Annotated in this window: 1 pseudogene; it reads left to right on the top strand. The window is 81.1% G+C overall.

The annotated features are described in order from the left end of the window. Positions 1-418: pseudogene (locus tag NJ376_RS23260) on the top strand (hypothetical protein); the annotation flags it as partial.

Here is a 418-nt window from a genome sequence, read left to right as displayed (position 1 = left end):
CCCTCGGGATACAGCCGGCGCCGCCGGAGGGGCTGCGCCTGGACGGGACGCAGCAGGACAGGCTGAGCCTGGGGGGCGGGCGGCTGGCCGAGCGCCCCGGCGGGCGGCGCCGGGCCCGGCGCCGCCTTGCACGGCGGCTGCGCTGGGCGCTGCTGGCCTCCGCCCTGCTGCATCTTGGCCTGGCGCTGCTGGCGGTGATCGCCCCCTGGTGGAAGGAGAAGCCGCCGGAGCCGCTGCCGCCGCCGGCCTACGCCATGTATTTCGAATCCGGCGAGCAGGGCCGGCCGGCCGAGCCGGAAGGGGCGGCCCCCGCCACCCCGCCGCCGCCCCCGAGCGTGGCGGCGCCCCAGGCTCCGCCCGTGCCGGAGGCGGTGCAGCCGCCATCCCCACCCCCGCCGCCCCCTGCGCCGCCGCGCCT

It is taken from the genome of Siccirubricoccus soli (assembly GCF_024178315.1).
Classification (GTDB): domain Bacteria; phylum Pseudomonadota; class Alphaproteobacteria; order Acetobacterales; family Acetobacteraceae; genus Siccirubricoccus; species Siccirubricoccus soli.
Note: the sequence above shows the minus strand (reverse complement) of the source record. Positions and strands in the feature narration are given on the sequence as shown.